Source organism: Streptomyces fumanus, from assembly GCF_014655295.1.
Lineage (GTDB): Bacteria > Actinomycetota > Actinomycetes > Streptomycetales > Streptomycetaceae > Streptomyces > Streptomyces fumanus.
The window spans coordinates 202,199-220,410 of record NZ_BNBI01000013.1 but is presented as its reverse complement, the minus strand read 5'-3'; the positions used below and the strand labels follow the sequence as shown (position 1 = coordinate 220,410).

Annotated in this window: 14 protein-coding genes and 1 pseudogene; 9 read left to right on the top strand and 6 right to left on the bottom strand. The window is 75.2% G+C overall.

Translation table 11 applies throughout. The features are described 5' to 3' along the window. The first annotated feature begins 5 nt into the window (after positions 1-5). From IE316_RS27805 to IE316_RS27795, 3 genes are all read left to right on the top strand, one after another. Positions 6-1,508 (top strand): SDR family NAD(P)-dependent oxidoreductase, encoded by a 1,503-nt coding sequence (locus IE316_RS27805; protein ID WP_190207252.1) that lies wholly within the window; start codon positions 6-8, stop codon positions 1,506-1,508. A 407-nt stretch (positions 1,509-1,915) separates the two neighbouring features. Then, positions 1,916-2,089: a hypothetical protein gene (locus IE316_RS27800; protein WP_190207251.1), complete on the top strand. Its 174-nt coding sequence runs from the start codon at positions 1,916-1,918 to the stop codon at positions 2,087-2,089. 55 nt (positions 2,090-2,144) lie between these two features. Further along, a complete protein-coding gene (locus IE316_RS27795) occupies positions 2,145-2,627 on the top strand; it encodes a GNAT family N-acetyltransferase (protein ID WP_190207250.1) in 483 nt (160 codons plus the stop codon). Between the two features lie 60 nt (positions 2,628-2,687). Here IE316_RS27795 and IE316_RS27790 read toward each other — a convergent pair whose 3' ends face one another. Beyond that, on the bottom strand, positions 2,688-4,031 hold the full coding sequence (locus IE316_RS27790) for an amidase (protein ID WP_190207249.1): 1,344 nt from the start codon (positions 4,029-4,031) through the stop codon (positions 2,688-2,690). 179 nt (positions 4,032-4,210) lie between these two features. Between IE316_RS27790 and IE316_RS27785 the strand changes: the two genes are divergently transcribed. Beyond that, positions 4,211-7,225 (top strand): alpha-mannosidase, encoded by a 3,015-nt coding sequence (locus tag IE316_RS27785; RefSeq protein ID WP_190207248.1) that lies wholly within the window; start codon positions 4,211-4,213, stop codon positions 7,223-7,225. A gap of 5 nt (positions 7,226-7,230) precedes the next feature. On the opposite strand, the gene IE316_RS27780 is transcribed toward IE316_RS27785, so the two are convergent. Further along, a complete protein-coding gene (locus IE316_RS27780; protein ID WP_190207247.1) occupies positions 7,231-7,956 on the bottom strand; it encodes a FadR/GntR family transcriptional regulator in 726 nt (241 codons plus the stop codon). A 199-nt stretch (positions 7,957-8,155) separates the two neighbouring features. Between IE316_RS27780 and IE316_RS27775 the strand changes: the two genes are divergently transcribed. The 3 genes and pseudogenes from IE316_RS27775 to IE316_RS27765 form a co-directional block, all read left to right on the top strand. Beyond that, a complete protein-coding gene (locus tag IE316_RS27775) occupies positions 8,156-9,496 on the top strand; it encodes an enolase C-terminal domain-like protein (RefSeq protein ID WP_229910572.1) in 1,341 nt (446 codons plus the stop codon). Continuing rightward, positions 9,493-10,248: an SDR family NAD(P)-dependent oxidoreductase gene (locus IE316_RS27770; protein ID WP_190207245.1), complete on the top strand. Its 756-nt coding sequence runs from the start codon at positions 9,493-9,495 to the stop codon at positions 10,246-10,248. The genes IE316_RS27775 and IE316_RS27770 overlap by 4 nt, the downstream gene beginning before the upstream one ends. Beyond that, positions 10,245-11,213: pseudogene (locus IE316_RS27765) on the top strand (aldo/keto reductase); the annotation flags it as partial. The gene IE316_RS27770 and the pseudogene IE316_RS27765, both read left to right, overlap by 4 nt. Before the next feature lie 274 nt (positions 11,214-11,487). Here the strand turns inward: IE316_RS27765 and IE316_RS27760 are convergent. Then, positions 11,488-12,909, bottom strand: a complete 1,422-nt coding sequence (locus IE316_RS27760; RefSeq protein WP_190207243.1) for a lipase maturation factor family protein — start codon at positions 12,907-12,909, stop codon at positions 11,488-11,490. 104 nt (positions 12,910-13,013) lie between these two features. On the opposite strand from IE316_RS27760, the gene IE316_RS27755 reads away from it, so the two are divergent. Both IE316_RS27755 and IE316_RS27750 read left to right on the top strand, forming a co-directional pair. Continuing rightward, positions 13,014-15,098 carry a SpoIIE family protein phosphatase gene (locus IE316_RS27755; RefSeq protein WP_190207242.1) on the top strand — a complete coding sequence of 695 codons (2,085 nt, stop codon included), beginning with the start codon at positions 13,014-13,016 and terminating at the stop codon, positions 15,096-15,098. A 42-nt stretch (positions 15,099-15,140) separates the two neighbouring features. Then, entirely contained in the window at positions 15,141-16,004 is an 864-nt protein-coding gene (locus tag IE316_RS27750) for an Fpg/Nei family DNA glycosylase (protein WP_190207241.1), read from the top strand. Positions 16,005-16,014: 10 nt separating this feature from the next. On the opposite strand, the gene IE316_RS27745 is transcribed toward IE316_RS27750, so the two are convergent. From IE316_RS27745 to IE316_RS27735, 3 genes are all read right to left on the bottom strand, one after another. Then, complete coding sequence (locus IE316_RS27745; RefSeq protein ID WP_190207240.1) at positions 16,015-16,665, bottom strand: zf-HC2 domain-containing protein; 651 nt, start codon at positions 16,663-16,665, stop codon at positions 16,015-16,017. A gap of 194 nt (positions 16,666-16,859) precedes the next feature. Further along, positions 16,860-17,363: a hypothetical protein gene (locus IE316_RS27740; protein ID WP_190207239.1), complete on the bottom strand. Its 504-nt coding sequence runs from the start codon at positions 17,361-17,363 to the stop codon at positions 16,860-16,862. A 146-nt stretch (positions 17,364-17,509) separates the two neighbouring features. Continuing rightward, positions 17,510-18,055: a sigma-70 family RNA polymerase sigma factor gene (locus tag IE316_RS27735; RefSeq protein WP_190207238.1), complete on the bottom strand. Its 546-nt coding sequence runs from the start codon at positions 18,053-18,055 to the stop codon at positions 17,510-17,512. Positions 18,056-18,212 lie beyond the last annotated feature (157 nt).

Here is an 18,212-nt window from a genome sequence, read left to right as displayed (position 1 = left end):
CGGCGATGACGGTGACACAGGACGACTCGGCGACCACCGAGGGGACGGAGACCTCGGCGTACGGCCCCGGCATCGACCCCGAGAGGCTGGCGGTCTGCCTCAGCGTGCTGGAGGAACTCGACCGGCTCGACGTCGACCACCCCGACGCGATCCTGGTGCGCCGGGCCACCTCGCACATCTACCGCACGGTCAAGCAGCGCCGCCGCCAGGAGCGCCGGGCCGCCAAGACCGCCCACGACAAGGCGGTCACCGAGGCCACCGCCACCGGCTCCGCCGAGCGCATCGACGACGAGACCGAGGGCATCCTGCCCTCCTCCCGCACCGAGGAGGGCACGATCGCGGGGATACTCCAGCGCCCCCGGTCCTGCTACGTCTGCAAGCAGCGCTACGTCGAGGTCGACTACTTCTACCACCAGCTCTGCCCGCGCTGCGCCGCCGAGAACCGGGCCCGCCGCGACGCCCGCGCCGACCTCACCGGCAAGCGGGCGCTGCTCACCGGCGGCCGGGCCAAGATCGGCATGTACATCGCGCTGCGGCTGCTGCGCGACGGCGCCCACACCACGATCACCACCCGGTTCCCCAAGGACGCCATCCGCCGCTTCACGGCCATGGACGACTCCGGGGACTGGCTGCACCGCCTGGAGGTCGTCGGCATCGACCTGCGCGACCCCGCGCAGGCCGTCGCGCTCGCCGACCGGGTCGCCGAGCAGGGCCCGCTGGACATCCTGATCAACAACGCCACCCAGACCGTACGCCGGCTGCCCTCCGCGTACGCGGCCCTGGTCGAGGGCGAGAGCGCCCCGCTGCCCGCCGGCGAGCTGCCCGCCCACCACGTCATCGGCGCCTTCGGCTCCGGCTCGGTCGACGGCCTCGCCGCGCTGCCGGCCGGGATCAGCGGGCTGGACGCCCAGCAGGTCGCCGACCTGGCGCTGGTCGCCGGGAACGCCAGCGTGGACCGGCACCGCGAGGGCACCGCCATCGACGCGGGCGGTCTGGTCCCGGACGTGGTGGACTCCAACACCTGGGTGCAGACCATCGAGCAGATCTCCCCGGTGGAGCTGCTGGAGACCCAGTTGTGCAACTACACGGCACCCTTCATCCTGATCAGCAAGCTCCGCCCGGCCATGGCCGAGGCCGCGCGCCGGGCCGCCTCGGGCCGCGCCTACGTCGTCAACGTCTCGGCGATGGAAGGGGTCTTCGCCCGCGGCTACAAGGGCGCGGGGCACCCCAACACCAACGCCGCCAAGGCGGCCATGAACATGGTGACGCGGACCAGCGCCCAGGAGATGTTCGAGACCGACCGCATCCTGATGACCTCCGTCGACACCGGCTGGATCACCGACGAGCGGCCCCACTTCGACAAGCTGCGCCTGGCCGAGGAGGGCTTCCACGCCCCGCTCGACCTGGTCGACGGCGCGGCCCGGGTGTACGACCCGGTGGTCCGCGGCGAGCAGGGCGAGGACCTGTACGGTGTCTTCCTCAAGGACTACGCCCCCGGCAAGTGGTGAGCGCCAGCCGGTGCCGCCCGGACGGGAGTTGCGAACCGCGACGTCCGTTCGAATGGTTGCCCGAGATGTGGGCCGAACGGGTGAGTCACTCTCCGGGCAAAGCGCGATGAACCGGGGCGAACCGCCTCAACTGTGCGCCGTAGGAAGCGTAATGGTTACGCGGAGTTTGCGGTGCCATGGAGCGGACCCCCGCTCATCTGGTTAATCTGGATCGGACGGACAGCAGTACGGGTCCTACCCACACCCACGGTCCGTCATGGGACGAGCCGGTGCACAGCGGCCTGCTTCCTCCACTGACCGGCGCCACCGCGTCCGAACGCTTTGACCCAGACCCGAGCGGGCGTCCAGGGCCGGACAGCAGACCGACCGGCGAGGCCCGAGGGTGACCGACACATAAGGAGTGCGCGGTGACACCGGAGAAGACGAATCGCGAGCAACGCCCCAAGGAACGCAGGGACCGGGCAGGCCGGCGGCCGGGTGAGATCGGCAGCCTCGACGTGTGGGCCCGGTCCGCCCCCATCCGCCTCGCGGGCTACGAGGACGACCTCGCCGAGCCCCACATCCTGCCCAGCGTGGACTGACCGCGCCGGCACCCTCGACGATCCGGGTCGGCATGGGCGTGGCACACTCACACCCATGCTGATCAGGGAAGCGACGCCGGACGACTGGCCGCGCATCTGGCCGTTCTGGCACCGCGTCGTCGCCGCCGGCGAGACGTACACCTGGGACCCGGCGACCTCCGAGGAGGACGCCCGGGCGCTGTGGATGCACCCGGCCAAGCGGGTCTACGTCGTCGAGGACGGCTCCGGCACCGTCATCGCCTCCGCCTACCTCACCCCCAACTACGGCGGCCCCGCCGCGCGGATCGCCAACGCGGGCTTCATGGTCGACCCCGGCCACGCGGGCCGCGGCACCGGCCGGGCCCTCGCCGAGCACGTGCTGGCCGAGGCCAAGGCCCAGGGCTACCGGGGGATGGTGTTCAACGCGGTCGTGGAGACCAACCCGGCGGTGCGGCTGTGGACCTCCCTGGGCTTCACCGTGCTGGGCACCGTGCCGGACGCCTTCGCACACCCCCGGCACGGCCGGGTCGGGCTGCACATCATGTACCGGGCGCTGTGAGCGTCCGCGGCCCTCGCTCCTGACCAGCGCGCCGGGCCGCCAGGCCGGCGCGGGCCGGTCTCAGTCCAGCGGGGCCGTCCGCCGCCAGGGCCGCAGGCGCTCGATCCGCTCCGCCACCGCCAGCAGCTCCGCCTCCGCCCCGGCCCGCCCCACGAGCTGTACGGCGCAGGGGGCGCCCGACGGCAGCGTGCCGAACGGCACGGACATCGCCGGCAGCCCGGTCAGGTTCCACGGCGGCGTGAACGGCGAGAAGGCGCTGTCGACCGCCAGGTTGCGCAGCCAGCCCCGCTCGTGCCAGGGCGCCGCGGCAGGGGCGGGGCGGGCCAGCGCCGGGGTGAGCAGGACGTCGTACGCGGCGAAGAACGGCGCCAGGCGCCGGCGCAGCCGCTCCCGGGCCGCCCCGGTGGCCACCCGGGGGGCGAAGCGCCGCCCGACGGCCGTGTGGACGCGGGTGCGCCGGGCCAGTTGCCCCGGGTCCAGGTCCCGGGCGTCGGAGGAGGCGCCCGCCGTCCAGTGGGTCAGCGAGGTGACGCCCAGCGACGCCGGGTAGGGCGGGTCGGCCCGCCGCACCAGCAGACCGGCGCGCATCAGCACCTCGGCCGCCGCCCGGGCCGCCGCCGAGTACGCCCCGCCGACCGGGATACCGGCCAGCGGGCTGCGCAGCGACAGGGCCACCCGGAGGCCGCCGGTGTCGGCCGGGCGTACCGGACCGGTGTCCGCGAGCACCGACAGCAGCAGCCGGGCGTCGGCGACCGTGGTGGCCAGCGGCCCGTTCTCCGCCAGGCCGTACCAGCCGGTGGTGCCGATCCCGGCCGGCACCACCCCGTGGCCCGGCTTGACGGTGACCAGCCCGCAGACGGCCGCGGGGATGCGCAGCGAGCCCATCGCGTCGTTGCCGAGCGCCAGCGGGACCATCCCGGCGGCGACCGCGGCGGCGCTGCCGCCCGAGGAGCCGCCCGCCGAGCGCGCCGGGTCCCAGGGGTTGCGGGTGGTGCCGTACACGCTCTCGGTGGTGTTGAACGCGCACAGCTCGGGCACGTTGGTCAGCCCCACCACCACCGCGCCCGCCGCCCGCAGCCTGGCCACGGTGACGTGGTCGGCGGCGGCCGGTGTCTGCGGCGTCGCCGCCGAGCCGGCGCGACTGGCCTCGCCGCGCACCGGCAGGTTGTCCTTGACCGCCACCGGCACACCCGCCAGCGGCAGTTCAACGAGGTCGCCCCGGGCGCCCAGCTCCTCCGCCTCGGCGAGCGCCGCCTCGGCCCGGACGGTGCGGAAGGCGCCGATCCGGCCGTCGAGCCGGGCGATCCGCGCCAGATGCGCGGCGACGACCTCCCGGGGCGCGGCCCGCTTCGCGCGGACGGCGGCGGCGATCTCGACGGCGCTCCGGCCGGTCCAGTCGCTCATGGCGGACTCCTCTCCGGGCGCGGGCCACGGGCGGGCACGCTGGGAGAACTGTGCCCGGGGGAGGGGGTTCCCGTCGAGAGCCCCCGCCGGGGCGCGGCGCCCGCGCGGTTCGAACGGCCCCGGGCGGGGGAGCAGTACTCCTCGTCGGCACCGTCCCCCCACCCCCAGGGAGCAGCCGTATGCATGACGACCGCCGTCTGGTCGAAGCCCGCCTCAAGCGCGTCCTCGACGAACGCGTCCGACCCGCCGTGTACCCGCGGTCCGTGCCGCTGGACGTGGCGGTGTGGCACGCGCCCGGCGAGCCCGTACCGGTCGCCGAGGGACTGGCCGCCCGACCCGAGCCCGTCGCGGTGGGCACCCGCTGGGGCGCCCCCTGGGGCACGAGCTGGTTCCGGGTCACCGGCACCGTCCCCGAAGCCTGGGCCGGACGCACCGTCGAGGCCCTCCTCGACCTGGGCTTCGACGAGAACATGCCGGGCTTCCAGTGCGAGGGCCTGGTCTACCGGCCCGACGGCACCCCGGTGAAGGGCCTGAACCCGCGCAACCAGTGGGTACGGATCGCCGCCCCCGCCGAGGGCGGCGAGCGGGTCCGCCTGCACATCGAGGCCGCCTCCAACCCGGTGATCTTCGGATCCCGGCCGTTCGCGCCGACACCGCTCGGCGACCCGGAGACCGCGGGCGACGCACCCCAGTACACGCTGGGCCGGATGGATCTCGCCGTGTTCGACGAGACCGTGTGGCGGCTCGTCCTCGACCTGGAGGTGCTCGGCGAGCTGATGGCCGAGCTGCCCGTCGGCGGGGAGCGCCGCTGGGAGATCCTGCGCGCGGTGGACCGGGCCCTGGACGCCCTCGACCTCCAGGACGTCAACGCGACGGCCGCCGGGGCCCGTTCGGCGCTGGCCGGGGTGCTCGCCGCGCCCGCCGTGCCGTCCGCCCACCGGATCAGCGCGGTCGGACACGCGCACATCGACTCCGCCTGGCTGTGGCCGCTGCGCGAGACCGTGCGCAAGGTCGCCCGTACCGCGGCGAGCATGACCGCGCTGATCGAGGAGGAACCGGAGTTCGTGTTCGCCATGTCCCAGGCCCAGCAGTGGGCGTGGCTGCGCGACCACCGGCCCGAGGTGTGGACGCGGGTGAAGCAGGCCGTCGCCGAGGGCCGGTTCGTGCCGGCCGGCGGGATGTGGGTGGAGTCGGACACCAACATGCCCGGGTCGGAGGCGATGGCCCGGCAGTTCGTGCACGGCAAGCGGTTCTTCCTCGACGAGTTCGGCGTCGAGAACGAGGAGGTGTGGCTGCCGGACACCTTCGGGTTCGCCGCCGGGCTGCCGCAGATCATCCAGGCCGCCGGATCGAAGTACCTGCTCACCCAGAAGATCTCCTGGTCCCAGACGAACGCCTTCCCGCACCACACCTTCCGCTGGGAGGGCATCGACGGCACCCGGGTCCTCACCCACTTCCCGCCCGTCGACACCTACAACTGCGCCCTGCACGGCGCCGAACTCGCCCACGCGGTCCGCACCTTCCGCGACAAGGGCCGCGCCCGGCACTCCCTGGCCCCCACCGGCTGGGGCGACGGGGGCGGCGGCACCACCCGCGAGATGGTCGCCAAGGCCGCCCGCCTGCGCGACCTCGAAGGCTCCGCCCGCGTCACCTGGGAAACCCCGCGCGCCTTCTTCGAGCAGGCCGCCGCCGAGTACCCCGAGGCACCGGTGTGGGTCGGCGAGCTGTACCTCGAACTGCACCGCGCCACCCTCACCAGCCAGGCCGGGACCAAGCGGGGCAACCGGCGCAGCGAGCACCTCCTGCGCGAGGCCGAGCTGTGGGCGGCCACGGCCGCCGTGCGCACCGGATTCCGCTACCCCTACGAGGAACTGGACCGGATCTGGAAGACGGTGCTGCTGCACCAGTTCCACGACATCCTGCCCGGCTCCTCCATCGCCTGGGTGCACCGCGAGGCCCGCGCCACCTACGCCCGCCTCGCCGGGGAGCTGGAGGCGATCATCGACGCGGCCCAGCGCGCCCTGGCCGGGGACGGCGACCGGGAGCTGGTCTTCAACGCCGCCCCCCACGCGCGGGCCGGCGTCCCGGCCGGCGGCGCCCGCACCCCGGTCCGGGAGGGCCGCACCCGGCGCACCGAGCGCCCCGGCGGCGGACAGGTGCTGGACAACGGGCTGCTCCGGGTCGAGATCGACGACCGCGGACTGGTCCCGTCCGTGTACGACCTCGGCGCCGACCGCGAGACGGTCGCGCCCGGCGGGACGGCCAACCTGCTCCAGGTGCACCCCGACCTGCCGAACAAGTGGGACGCCTGGGACGTCGACGCCTTCTACCGCAACACCGGCACCGACCTCACCGCCGCCGAGTCGGTCACGGCCGGACCGGACGGCGCCTCGGTGCGGGTGGTCCGCGCCTTCGGGGCGTCCCGGGTCACCCAGGTGCTGACGCTGCCACCGGGGGAGCGGCGGCTGCTGATCGACACCGAGGTCGACTGGCACGAGCGGGAGAAGTTCCTCAAGCTGGCCTTCCCCCTGGACCTGCACGCCGAGCGGTACGCGTCCGAGACCCAGTTCGGCCACGTCCACCGCCCCACCCACACCAACACCTCCTGGGAGGCGGCCCGGTTCGAGGCGTGCAACCACCGCTTCGTCCACGCCGAGGAACCCGGCTGGGGGGCCGCCGTCGTCAACGACGCCACCTACGGCCACGACGTGACCCGTACCGTCCGCGCCGACGGCGGCACCACCACCACCGTCCGGGCGTCCCTGCTGCGCGCCCCGCGCTTCCCCGACCCCGAGACCGACCAGGGCGTCCACCGCTTCCGGCACGCCCTGGTCCCGGGCGCGTCCATCGGCGACGCGGTCACCGAGGGCTGGCGGATCAACCTGCCCGAGCGGGCCCGCACCGGCGCCGGGGAGGTCGCGCCGCTGATCGCGGTGGACGACGACGCCGTGGTGGTCACCGCCGTCAAGCTCGCCGACGACGGCAGCGGCGACGTGGTGGTCCGCTGCCACGAGGCGCACGGCGGCCGGGCCCGCGCCACCCTCACCGCGGGCTTCCCGGTCGCTGGGGTCACCGTCACCGACCTGCTGGAACGCCCGCTCGACGGGGAGCCTGCGCCCGTGCTGGACGGCGACCGGATCGCCCTACGGCTGCGGCCGTTCCAGTTGACCACCCTGCGGCTGCGGCGGGCCTGAGCGGGTCAGTCGGCGAGCCGGGCGCGCAGCCACTCCTCGACCTCGCCGACGTGCGCGGCGGCCGCCGCCCGGGCCGCCTCCGGGTCCCGGGCGGCCAGCGCGCGGTGGATCGCGGCGTGCTCGCGCCGGGTCCGCTCGACGGCGCCCTGCTCCTGGTAGCCGCGCCAGACCCGGGCGCGGAAGGTGCGCGAGGACAGGCCGTCCAGGATCGCGGCCATCGCGGTGTTCCCGGCCGCCGCCACGATCTCCCGGTGGAAGGCCAGGTCGTGGGCGAGGATCTCCTCCAGGTCGTCGGTGGCCTCCATCGCCGACAGGTGCCGCTCCACCCCGGCCAGCGCCTGCGGGGTGATGCGGGCGGCGGCCAGCGCGGTCGCCGTGGACTCCAGCACCCGCCGCACCTCCAGCAGCTCCACCAGGCGCGGCCCCCGGGACAGGTCGGCCACCACCCCGAAGGTCTCCAGCAGATCGCCGGCTTCCAGACGGGTCACGTAGATGCCCGAGCCGTGCCGGGCCTCCAGCACCCCCAGCACGGTCAGCGCGCGCACCGCCTCGCGCATCGAGCTGCGGGAGATGCCCAGTTGGGCCGCGAGGTCGCGTTCCGTCGGCAGCTTCTGGCCGGGCTCCAGCAGGCCCTGGGCGATCATCGCCGTGATCCGGTCGATGGCGTGCTGCGTCACCGTGCCCTTCGGCGGAGCGGTCCCGGTCTCCGTCCCGGCGAGGGTCTCGTCCATGCCGCTCCTCCCGTTGCCGTGGCCGCAGTCTAGCCACGCCACTGGTAGGACCACCCCGCCGGAGCCGTCCCGGAATTCCGCCGTTCGCGGGGTGTTCGCCGGGCCAAGTGGTCTGATAAGTATGCGGGAACCGGTCGCCCGAGCCGCCCTCCGCATCGCATCCGAGCCGCATCCCAGCCGCCGTCCCCCGAGGAGCCGCGTGCCCGACACCGACGCCCGTATCACCGCCGTCGACACCTACGACATCCGGTTCCCCACCTCACGGGAGCTGGCCGGCTCCGACGCGATGAACCCGGACCCCGACTACTCCGCCGCCTATGTGGTGCTGCGCACCGACGAGGCCCAGGGAGCCGACGGGCACGGCTTCGCCTTCACCATCGGGCGGGGCAACGAGGTCCAGGTCGCCGCGATCCACGCGCTCGGCCACCACGTGGTCGGACGGTCCGTCGCCGCGCTCTGCGCCGACCCCGGCGCCCTCTACCGGGACCTCACCGGCGACAGCCAACTGCGCTGGCTGGGACCGGAGAAGGGCGTGCTGCACATGGCGGTCGGCGCGGTCGTCAACGCCGTGTGGGACCTGGCCGCCCGACGCGCCGGGAAACCGCTGTGGAAGCTGCTCGCCGACGCCGAACCCGAGTGGCTGGTGCGGCAGGCCGACCTCCGCTACCTCACCGACGCGCTCACCCCGCAACGGGCCCTGGAGCTGCTGCGCCGGGGACGGGACGGCGCCGACGGGCGCGCCGCGCGCCTGCTCGCCACCGGCTTCCCGGCGTACACCACCTCACCGGGCTGGCTCGGCTACGACGACGACAAGCTCACCCGGCTCGCCCGGGAGGCGGTCGCCGACGGGTTCACCCAGATCAAGCTGAAGGTCGGCGCCGACCTCGCGGACGACATCCGGCGCTGCCGGGCCGCCCGCGCCGCGATCGGCCCCGGCGTGAAGCTGGCCATCGACGCCAACCAGCGCTGGGAGGTGGCGGAGGCGGTCCGCTGGACCCGGGCGCTCGCCGAGTTCGGGCCGTACTGGATCGAGGAACCCACCAGCCCCGACGACATCCTCGGCCACGCCGCGATCCGCCGGGCCGTCGCCCCGGTGAAGGTCGCCACCGGCGAACACGCCGCCAACCGGGTCGTGTTCAAGCAGTTGCTCCAGGCCGGTGCCGTCGACGTGGTCCAGCTCGACGCGGCCCGGGTCGGCGGCGTCAACGAGAACCTCGCCATCCTGCTGCTGGCCGCCGAGTTCGGCGTCCCGGTCTGCCCGCACGCCGGCGGGGTCGGCCTGTGCGAACTCGTCCAGCACCTCGCCATGTTCGACTACGTGGCGCTGGCCGGCACCACCGAGGACCGCGCCATCGAGTACGTCGACCACCTCCACGACCACTTCCTCGACCCGGTGGTGATCCGTGCCGGGCGCTACGCGGCCCCCACCGCCCCGGGCTTCTCGGCGGCCCTCAGACCCGAGTCCGTGGCCCGCTACACCTACCCCGGCGGCACCTTCTGGGCCGCGGACCTCGACCCGACCGGAGGACGAACGGCATGAACGACTTCGCCGGGCTGAAAGCCCTGGTGACCGGCGGGGCCTCCGGGATCGGCCGGGCCACCGCCGAACTGCTCGCCGAGCGCGGCGCCGCCGTCGCCGTCCTCGACCTCGACTGCTCCACCGTCGCCGCCCCGCTGCTCGCCCACCGCGCCGACGTCACCGACGACACCTCGGTGCGCACGGCGGTCGCCGCCGCCGTCGCCGCCCTGGGCGGTCTGGACGTCCTGGTCAACAACGCGGGCATCGGCGCCCAGGGCACCGTCGAGGACCACGACGACGACGAGTGGCACCGGGTGTACGACGTCAATGTCGTCGGCATGGTCCGCACCACCCGGGCCTGCCTGCCGCACCTGCGGGCCTCCGGGCACGCCGCGATCGTCAACACCTGCTCCGTCGCCGCCACCGCCGGCCTGCCCCGCCGGGCCCTCTACAGCGCCACCAAGGGCGCGGTGCTCTCCCTCACCCTCGCCCTGGCCGCCGACCACCTCCCCGACGGCATCCGCGTCACCTGCGTCAACCCCGGCACCGTCGACACCCCGTGGGTCGGCAGACTGCTGGCCGCCGCCGACGACCCGGCCGCCGAACGCGCCGCCCTGGCGGCCCGCCAGCCCACCGGACGCCTGGTCACCGCCGCCGAGGTCGCGGGCGCCGTCGCCTACCTGGCCAGCCCGCTCTCCGGCGCCACCACCGGCACCTCCCTCGCCGTCGACGGCGGCATGCAGGGCCTGCGCCCCGGCCGGGGGCAGCGGTGAACCGCGTGCGGCTCGGCCGCAGCGGCGTCGAGGTCACCGCCCTCGGTCTGGGCACCGCCCCCCTCGGCGGCCTCTACACCGACGACGGCGAGGAGGCCGCCCACGCCACCGTCGCCGCCGCCTGGCAGCGCGGCCTGCGCTACTTCGACACCGCCCCGCACTACGGCCTCGGCCTCGCCGAACGCCGCCTGGGCCGGGCCCTGCGCGCCTACCCCCGCGACGCCTGCACGGTCTCCACGAAGGTCGGCCGCAGGCTGGAGCCGGCCGAGGACGGGGGCGACGACCTCGCCCACGGATTCGCCGTGCCCGCCCGCCACCGCCGGGTGTGGGACTTCAGCGCCGACGGGGTGCGCCGCACCCTGGAGTCCTCCCTGGAGCGGCTCGGCCTGGACCGGGTCGACGTGGTCTACCTGCACGACCCCGACGACCACGCCGAACAGGCGTTCAACGAGGGCTATCCGGCGCTGGAGCGGTTGCGCGCCGAGGGCGTCGTCGGGGCGATCGGCGCCGGCATGAACCAGACCGCCATGCTGACCCGGTTCGTCCGCGACACCGACGTCGACGTGGTGCTCTGCGCCGGCCGCTTCACCCTCCTCGACCAGAGCGCGCTGACCGACCTGCTGCCCGCCGCGCGGGACCGCGGCACCACGGTCGTCGTCGGCGGCGTCTTCAACTCCGGCCTGCTGGCCGACCCCGCGCCCGGCGCCCGGTACGACTACCGGGCCGCGCCCGCCGACCTGCTGGAGCGCGCCCTGCGCCTGAAGGAGGCCGCCGAACGGCACGGCACCACGCTGCGCGGCGCCGCCCTCGCCTTCGCCGCCGCGCACCCGGCCGTCGGCTGCGTCCTGCTCGGCGCCCGCTCGGCGGCCGAGGTGCACGACGGCACCGACCGGTTCGCGGCACCGGTGCCCGCCGCGTTCTGGCGGGAACTGAAGGGAACCGGCCTGCTGCCCGCGGACGCGCCGGAGCCGCGGGAGGCCGTTCCGCCGCCCGCCGACGCCTCCGAGCCGCGGGAGACCGCTCCGCCGCCCGCCGACGCCTCCGAGCCGGGGGAGACGGGGCCGCTGCCCGGGGACGCCTCCGAGCCGCGGGAGACGGGGCCGCTGCCCGCCGACGCCTCCGAGCCGGGGGAGACGGGGCCGCTGTCCGGGGACGCCTCGGAGCCGCGATGACCGCCGACGCCCACCTCGCCCCCGAGGCCCGGGCGGCGGGCGTCCTCGGCGCCACCGCCACCCGCGGCTACGGCCCCTGAACCGGCCCCGCCAGCCGGGTCGGCGGCAGGTACTCCCGCACGTACTCCCGCTCCCAGCAGGCGCCCGTCTCCCGCAGCTCCCGCCAGCTCGTGTACCGGTAGCGGAACAGGCGGGCGCGGATGTGCCGGGGCGGCGCGTCCGGCGGGAACGGGGAGCGGCGCAGCAGCCTCAGCGTGTCCCGGTCGTTCTCCAGCAGCCGCTCCACCAGCGTCCCGAACCACGACCCGGCGTAGGCCGGCGACAGCGCGGCGAACCACAGCATCCAGTCCAGCCGCAGGTGGTACGGCGCGAACTGGCGCGGCCAGCGCCGCGGATCGCCGGGCTTGCCCTTGAACTCGTACTCCCGCCAGTCCCCGTCCTCGCGGGGCACCTCGTCGGCGGTGCCCTCGATCACCACCTCGTGACGGACCCGGCTGACGCTGCCGAACGCGCCGTAGGTGTTGACCAGGTGCAGCGGGTCGAAGGAGCGGTTCATCACCTGGCGCCGGGAGAGCATGTTGGCGACCGGCCGGTAGCTCAGCCCCAGCAGCAGCGCGGAGACCGCCAGCACCACCACCTCGTACCAGAGCGGCGCGGCCCCCGTGGCCGGCGGGTCGGCGGGGAACCGCAGCGCCGAGCAGGCCAGCACGATGGTGATCCAGTTCAGCCAGGAGAAGTTGCCCGACAGCACCAGCCACAGTTGGGTGACGATCATCAGCGCGGCGGCGGCCGAGGCCACGGGCTGCGGGGTGAACAGCAGGAACGGCACCACGAGCTGGGTGACGTGGTTGGCGGCGGCCTCCGCGCGGTGCAGCGGCCGGGGCAGATGGTGGAAGAACCAGCTCAGCGGGCCCGGCATCGGCTGGGTCTCGTGGTGGTGTTCCAGACAGGTCAGCTTCCGCCAGCACTCGTCGCCGCGCATCTTGATCAGCCCCGCCCCGAACTCGACGCGGAACAGCAGCCAGCGCAGCAGGAACAGCACCACGACCGGCGGCGCCACCTCGTCGTTGCCCAGGAACACGGCGAGGAACCCGGTCTCCAGCAGCAGCGACTCCCAGCCGAACCCGTACCAGGTCTGCCCGACATTGACGATCGACAGGTACAGCGCCCACGGCACCAGCCACAGCAGCATCGCCGCCCACAGCGGCACCAGCCCGTCCACGCCCGCCAGCAGCGCCACCGCCACCGCGCAGCCCGCCCAGGCGCAGAGCGCGAAGAGCCGGTCGGAGTACCGCCACTGGAACAGGCTCGGCGCCCGCCGGAACGGCACCCGGGCCACGAACCGGGGCACCGGCAGCATCCCCCGCTCACCGATCAGCGGACGGAACTGGAGGGCGGCCGTCAGGAAGGCCACCAGGTACACGGCGGCCAGCGCCTTCTGGAGGACCAGCCTGCTCAGCCAGTAGTCGGGTGCGGTGAACCACTCCACGGCCGGGTACTCCCTTGTTCGTTTTGTACCGGTTGACGATTACCCTCCCCTCCGGTCGGCCGAACGGGTCGAAGATTCGGACAAACACTGGCAAGGTGGGGCTCATGACGGATCGGGGAGCGAGCGCCCGGCCACTTCCGGACGACCGGCCCGCCCACCCGGACCCCATCCTGGCGCTCAACCGCATGGGCAGCTTCGACTGGGACCTGGACCAGGGCCTGTTCCACATGGACGCCCAGGCCCACGAGGTGTTCGACCTGCGCCCCGAGGAGTACGACGGCCGCGCCGAGTCCCTCGCGGCCCGCGTCCCGCGCGCCGAGGGCAGCCACCTGGACGCGCTCGTCGCCCGGGCCATCAAGGACGGCAGCGAGAACTACGGCACCTACTTCCGGCTGCGCCGCCGCGACGGCAGCCTGCGCTGGACCCACACCCAGGGCTACATCCGGCGGGACGCCACCGGCCGCCCGTACCGGATCGTCGGCATCGTCCGGGACGCCACCGCGGAGCTCGGCGAGATCGAGGAGCGCCGCGACCGGGCCGCCCGGCACGCGGCCCGCCGCCGCCGGACCGACGTGGTGCGCACCGCCACCGCCGCCCTGGCGCACGCCCGCACCGTCGACGACGTGATCGACGTGCTGCGGGACACCGACGGCCTCACCCGGCTGGGCGCCACCAGCCTCGTCATGGGCCTGGTCGAGGCCGGCCACATCCGGCTGGTCGCCGACGGCCCCGAGAACAGCTTCGTCCCCGGCACCCGCGTCACCCGGATCGACGAGCCCTACCCGATGAGCGAGGCGGTGCGCACCCTCAGCCCCCGCTTCATCGAGTCGCCGGAGGAGTTCGCCGAGCGCTACCCCGTGCTCTGGCCGCACCTGGCCGGGCTGCGCATCACCTCCGCCGCCTACCTCCCGCTGATCGCGCAGGCCCGCCCGATCGGCGCGATGGGCCTGCTCTACAGCGACCGGCGCGGCTTCTCCCCCGAGGACCGCGACGTCCTGGTCGCCCTCGGCAGCGCCATTGCCCAGAGCCTGCAGCGGGCCGTGCTCTACGAACGCGAGATGGACCTCGCCGCCGGCCTCCAGCAGGCCATGCTGCCGCGCACCATCCCCAGCGTGCCGGGGTGCGACGTCGCGGTGCGCTACCGCGCCGCCGGGGCCGGCGGCACCGCCGGCCGCGGCATCGGCGGCGACTGGTACGACCTGATCCCGCTGCCCGGCAGCCGGGTCGGCGCGGTCATCGGCGACGTGCAAGGCCACGACACGCACGCCGCCGCCGTGATGGGCCAGTTGCGGATCGTGCTGCGCGCCTACGCCGCCGAGGGCCACCCCCCGGCCACCGTCATGGCCCGCGCCTCCGCCTTCCTCCACGAACTCGACACCGACCGCTTCGCGACCTGCCTGTACGCCGAGGCCGACCTCGCCACCGGAGTGGTCCAGGTGGTGCGCGCCGGGCACATCGACCCGCTGGTACGGCACGGCGACGGCGCCTGCCGCCGGGTCTCCGTGGAGGGCGGGCTGCCGCTGGGCCTGTCCGCCGAGTTCGGCTGCCTGGCCTACCCGGTCGGCACCCTGGAACTGGACCCCGGCTGCACGCTGCTGCTGTGCACCGACGGCCTGGTGGAACGGCCCGGCACGGACCTCGGCGAGGGCACCCGCGCCCTGGCCGCGGCCGTCACCGCCGGCCCCGAGGACGTGCGGGACCTCGCCGACCTGCTCATCGACTCCGCCGGGCGGCGCGGCGGCGACGACGACGTGGCACTGCTCCTGCTGCGCCGCCGCGCCCCGGAGGCCGCGCGGACCGGCGGCCGGCTCCGGCAGCACGTGGCGCCCGGTGACCCCGAGGCGCTCACCGAGGCCCGGCGCATGGTCCGCACCGCGGCGCGCGCCTGGGGCGCCGGGGACCGGGGCGACGAGATCGAGCTGGTCGCCGACGAGCTGATCACCAACGCGCTGATGCACACCGAGGGCTCCGCCGTCGTCACCGCCCGGGCCCTCACCGGCCCCGGACGGCTCCGGGTCGAGGTCGAGGACTCCTCCAGCGCCCTGCCCCGCCGCCGGGACGCGGGCGACCGCGGGGTCTCCGGGCGCGGTCTGCTGCTGGTCGAGGCGCTGGCCGACGCCTGGGGCGTGGAGGCCCGGGGCGGCGGCAAGTGCGTGTGGTCGGAGTTCGCCCCGGGCCGGGACGGCTGAGGCCCGCCGTGCGGTCGCGCCGCCGGGTGGCACCCTGGACGTATGCCAGAACTGCCCGAGGTCGAGGCGCTCCGGGAGTTCCTGACCGAGCACCTCACCGGCCAGGAGATCGTCCGGGTGCTGCCGGTGGCGATCAGCGTCCTGAAGACCTACGACCCCCCGCCCGCCGCCCTGGAGGGCCGGACCGTCGCCGCCGTGCACCGGCACGGCAAGTTCCTCGACGTGGAGACCGACGGCGGTCCCCGCCTGGTGACCCACCTGGCCCGCGCGGGCTGGCTGCAGTGGAAGGACCGCCTGCCCGACGGCGTCCCCCGCCCCGGCAAGGGCCCCCTCGCCCTGCGCGTGGCGCTCGCCACCGGCGCCGGGTTCGACCTGACCGAGGCGGGCACGCAGAAACGGCTCGCCGTGTACGTCGTGACGGACCCGCGCGAGGTGCCGGGGGTGGCCCGGCTCGGCCCGGACCCGCTCGCCGACGACTTCGACGAGGCCCGGTTCGCCGCCCTCCTCGGCGGCGAGCGGCGGCAGCTCAAGGGCGCCCTGCGCGACCAGGGCCTGATCGCGGGCATCGGCAACGCCTACAGCGACGAGATCCTGCACGCCGCCCGGATGTCCCCCTTCAAGCTGGCCGCCTCGCTCACCCCCGAGGAGACCGGCGCCCTCTACGCGGCCCTGCGGGCCACGCTCACCGAGGCCGTCGAGCGCTCCCGGGGCGTGGCGGCCGGGAAGCTGAAGGCCGAGAAGAAGGGCGGCCTGCGGGTGCACGGCCGCACCGGCGAGCCCTGCCCGGTGTGCGGCGACACCGTCCGCGAGGTCTCCTTCAGCGACTCCTCGCTCCAGTACTGCCCGACCTGCCAGACCGGCGGCAGACCGCTGGCCGACCGGCGGCTGTCCCGGCTGCTGAAGTGAGCCCGGCCGCTCAGCCCGCGGGGAGGGCGACCAGGCGTTGTCCGGCGGAGGTGCGCACCTCGTAACGGGCGATCTGGTCCGGGTGCAGGGCGGCGCCGCCGCGCACCTCGGCGGGCCGGGCGCCGTGCCGGGGCACCCGCCAGGTCGCCACCGTCTCCTCGGAGCCGTCGCGGCCGACGGCGACCAGGCGGCAGGCGCGCGGCCCCGCAGCGTCCCGGACCCGTACCGCCACCCCGCTGCCCCAGGGCTCGTCCACCGCCGTGACCTGCGCCCACACCCCCGACCGGGCGTCCGTCGCGGTGACCCGCACCGGCTCCTCGCCGCCCGCCGCGACCAGCGCCGCCGCGGGGGCGGTGACGGCGCAGACGACCGCGGCGGCCACGGCGTACCGGAACCCCCGGCGGGCGGTCCGGCGGCGGGCCGCCACCTCGGACACCAGCCGGTCCAGCAGACCGGCGCCGGGCGCGGCCGGCGGGTGCGCGAAGCGCGGTGTCGCGCGCCGGTAGAGCAGCAACTGCCGGGCCGTGGGCGCGAACTCGGTCACCGCGACGGTGCAGCGGGGGCACTCCATGAGGTGGTCCTCGAAGCGGAACGCGTCCGCCGCGCCGAGCACACCGAGCGCGTAGGCGCCCGCGTCGCGATGCCTCTCCAGGGACCTCATGCCGCATCCTCGTGCCGTCGGGTGCGCGGGGGACCACCGCCGCTCCCACCCGTACGCGGCGGACGGCCGAAACACTCAAGCCGGACGCGGAACGACCCCCGTGGACCGGGAGCGGCCCCCGTGGACGCGGAACGGCCCCACGGACGGGGCGCGGCCCGGCGGCCGGGGGAGGGCAGCGCCCGCCGGGCGGAGCCCTAGAACAGGTGGATGGCGAGGTGGCCGAGCGGCAGGCCCAACTGCCAGGCCGGGGTCCACACCTTGGGCCCCTCGTCCTCGCCGCCGGCCCCGCCCGGCACCGCGTTGAGGTCCGGGGCGAGCAGCTCGGTCTCCCGCAGCCACCGCCAGGCCGCGCGGGCCAGCTCCAGGTCGGCGGCGGACCGGCCGGCGCCGCCGGCGGAGGTCTCGGCCAGCTTCTCGCGCACCCACTCCTGCCAGGGCTGGTCGTAGGCGGTCAGGGAGAGCCAGGTCTCCAGCCGGGAGACGACCTCGACGCCGCACAGCTCGCCGCCGGTGTCGGACAGGAAGACGGTCAGGGCCAGCGCGTCCCGGCCGGCCCGGAACTCGAAGGACGTCGGCGGCATCAGGTCGCCGCTGCGCAGCAGCTCGTCGGCGATGTACTCGGCGTACAGCCACGCCATCGGCACGGTCAGTCCCCCGGCGCCGCCGCCGTCCGTGCCCTCTCGACCTCTGTCCAGCATCCCTTCCTGCCTTCCTCCGGTGCGTGCGCCTCGCCCCACCCCGGGCCCTGCCGAGGACCCCGTCCGGAACACGGATGAGGACAGCCGATTACCCGACGGGGGTCCACGGCAAGGCGCTTTACGGAGGCTTGACCGAGCCGTCGGTTTCAGCGCAGGTCGGCGGCGTATCCCGGCAACACTCTGCGCAGGGCGCGCAACGCGTAGTACGCACGGGACTTCACGGTACCGGGCGGGATGCCGAGCGCCGCGGCGGCCTCCGCCACACTGGCCCCCCGGAAGTACACGAGCACCAGGACGTCGCGGTGCTCGGGCGTGAGAGTCTTCACAGCCTCGCGCACATCGAGCGCGGCGGCGGCCCGCTCGGCGTGGTCGGCGCAGACCGGGGCGTGCTCCAGGACCGCGTCGCCGACCTCGGCGGGGCGTGCCTGCCGGGCCCGGCGCGCGTCGATCGCCAGCCGCCGGGCCACGGTGAGCAGCCAGGGCCGTACGGAGTCGAAGCCGTCCGCGCGGAGCGCCTCGGGGTGTTGCCAGGCGCGTACGAGGGTCTCCTGCACGAGGTCCTCGGCGCGCTGCCGGTCGCCGTCGCACAGCCGCAGCAGCAGTGCGAACAGCGGCCTGCCGTGCTCACGCTGGAGCGCGGCCAGCTCGTGCTCGGCGGTCGTCCGTTCGGGGAGGGTGGTTCCGGCCGTCATGGCCGTATGGCATCGCAGGGGACCGGTCGGGGACAGGGTGCGCGCACGGGCGTGCGACGGACGGTCGATCGCGTCGGCGAACGGTCCGACGAACGGTCGCGGACCCCCTGCGGCGGTACCGGACGGACCAATGCGCGTGTCGCAGCCGCGTGGGACG

Coding starts and splice junctions, on each gene's coding strand:
- IE316_RS27735 (WP_190207238.1), bottom strand. CDS start 18,055: ATGACGGCCGGAACCACCCTCCCCGAACGGACGACCGCCGAGCACGAG.
- IE316_RS27745 (WP_190207240.1), bottom strand. CDS start 16,665: ATGAGGTCCCTGGAGAGGCATCGCGACGCGGGCGCCTACGCGCTCGGT.
- IE316_RS27755 (WP_190207242.1), top strand. CDS start 13,014: ATGACGGATCGGGGAGCGAGCGCCCGGCCACTTCCGGACGACCGGCCC.
- IE316_RS27780 (WP_190207247.1), bottom strand. CDS start 7,956: ATGGACGAGACCCTCGCCGGGACGGAGACCGGGACCGCTCCGCCGAAG.
- IE316_RS27785 (WP_190207248.1), top strand. CDS start 4,211: ATGCATGACGACCGCCGTCTGGTCGAAGCCCGCCTCAAGCGCGTCCTC.
- IE316_RS27750 (WP_190207241.1), top strand. CDS start 15,141: ATGCCAGAACTGCCCGAGGTCGAGGCGCTCCGGGAGTTCCTGACCGAG.
- IE316_RS27805 (WP_190207252.1), top strand. CDS start 6: ATGACGGTGACACAGGACGACTCGGCGACCACCGAGGGGACGGAGACC.
- IE316_RS27795 (WP_190207250.1), top strand. CDS start 2,145: ATGCTGATCAGGGAAGCGACGCCGGACGACTGGCCGCGCATCTGGCCG.
- IE316_RS27740 (WP_190207239.1), bottom strand. CDS start 17,363: ATGCTGGACAGAGGTCGAGAGGGCACGGACGGCGGCGGCGCCGGGGGA.
- IE316_RS27770 (WP_190207245.1), top strand. CDS start 9,493: ATGAACGACTTCGCCGGGCTGAAAGCCCTGGTGACCGGCGGGGCCTCC.
- IE316_RS27790 (WP_190207249.1), bottom strand. CDS start 4,031: ATGAGCGACTGGACCGGCCGGAGCGCCGTCGAGATCGCCGCCGCCGTC.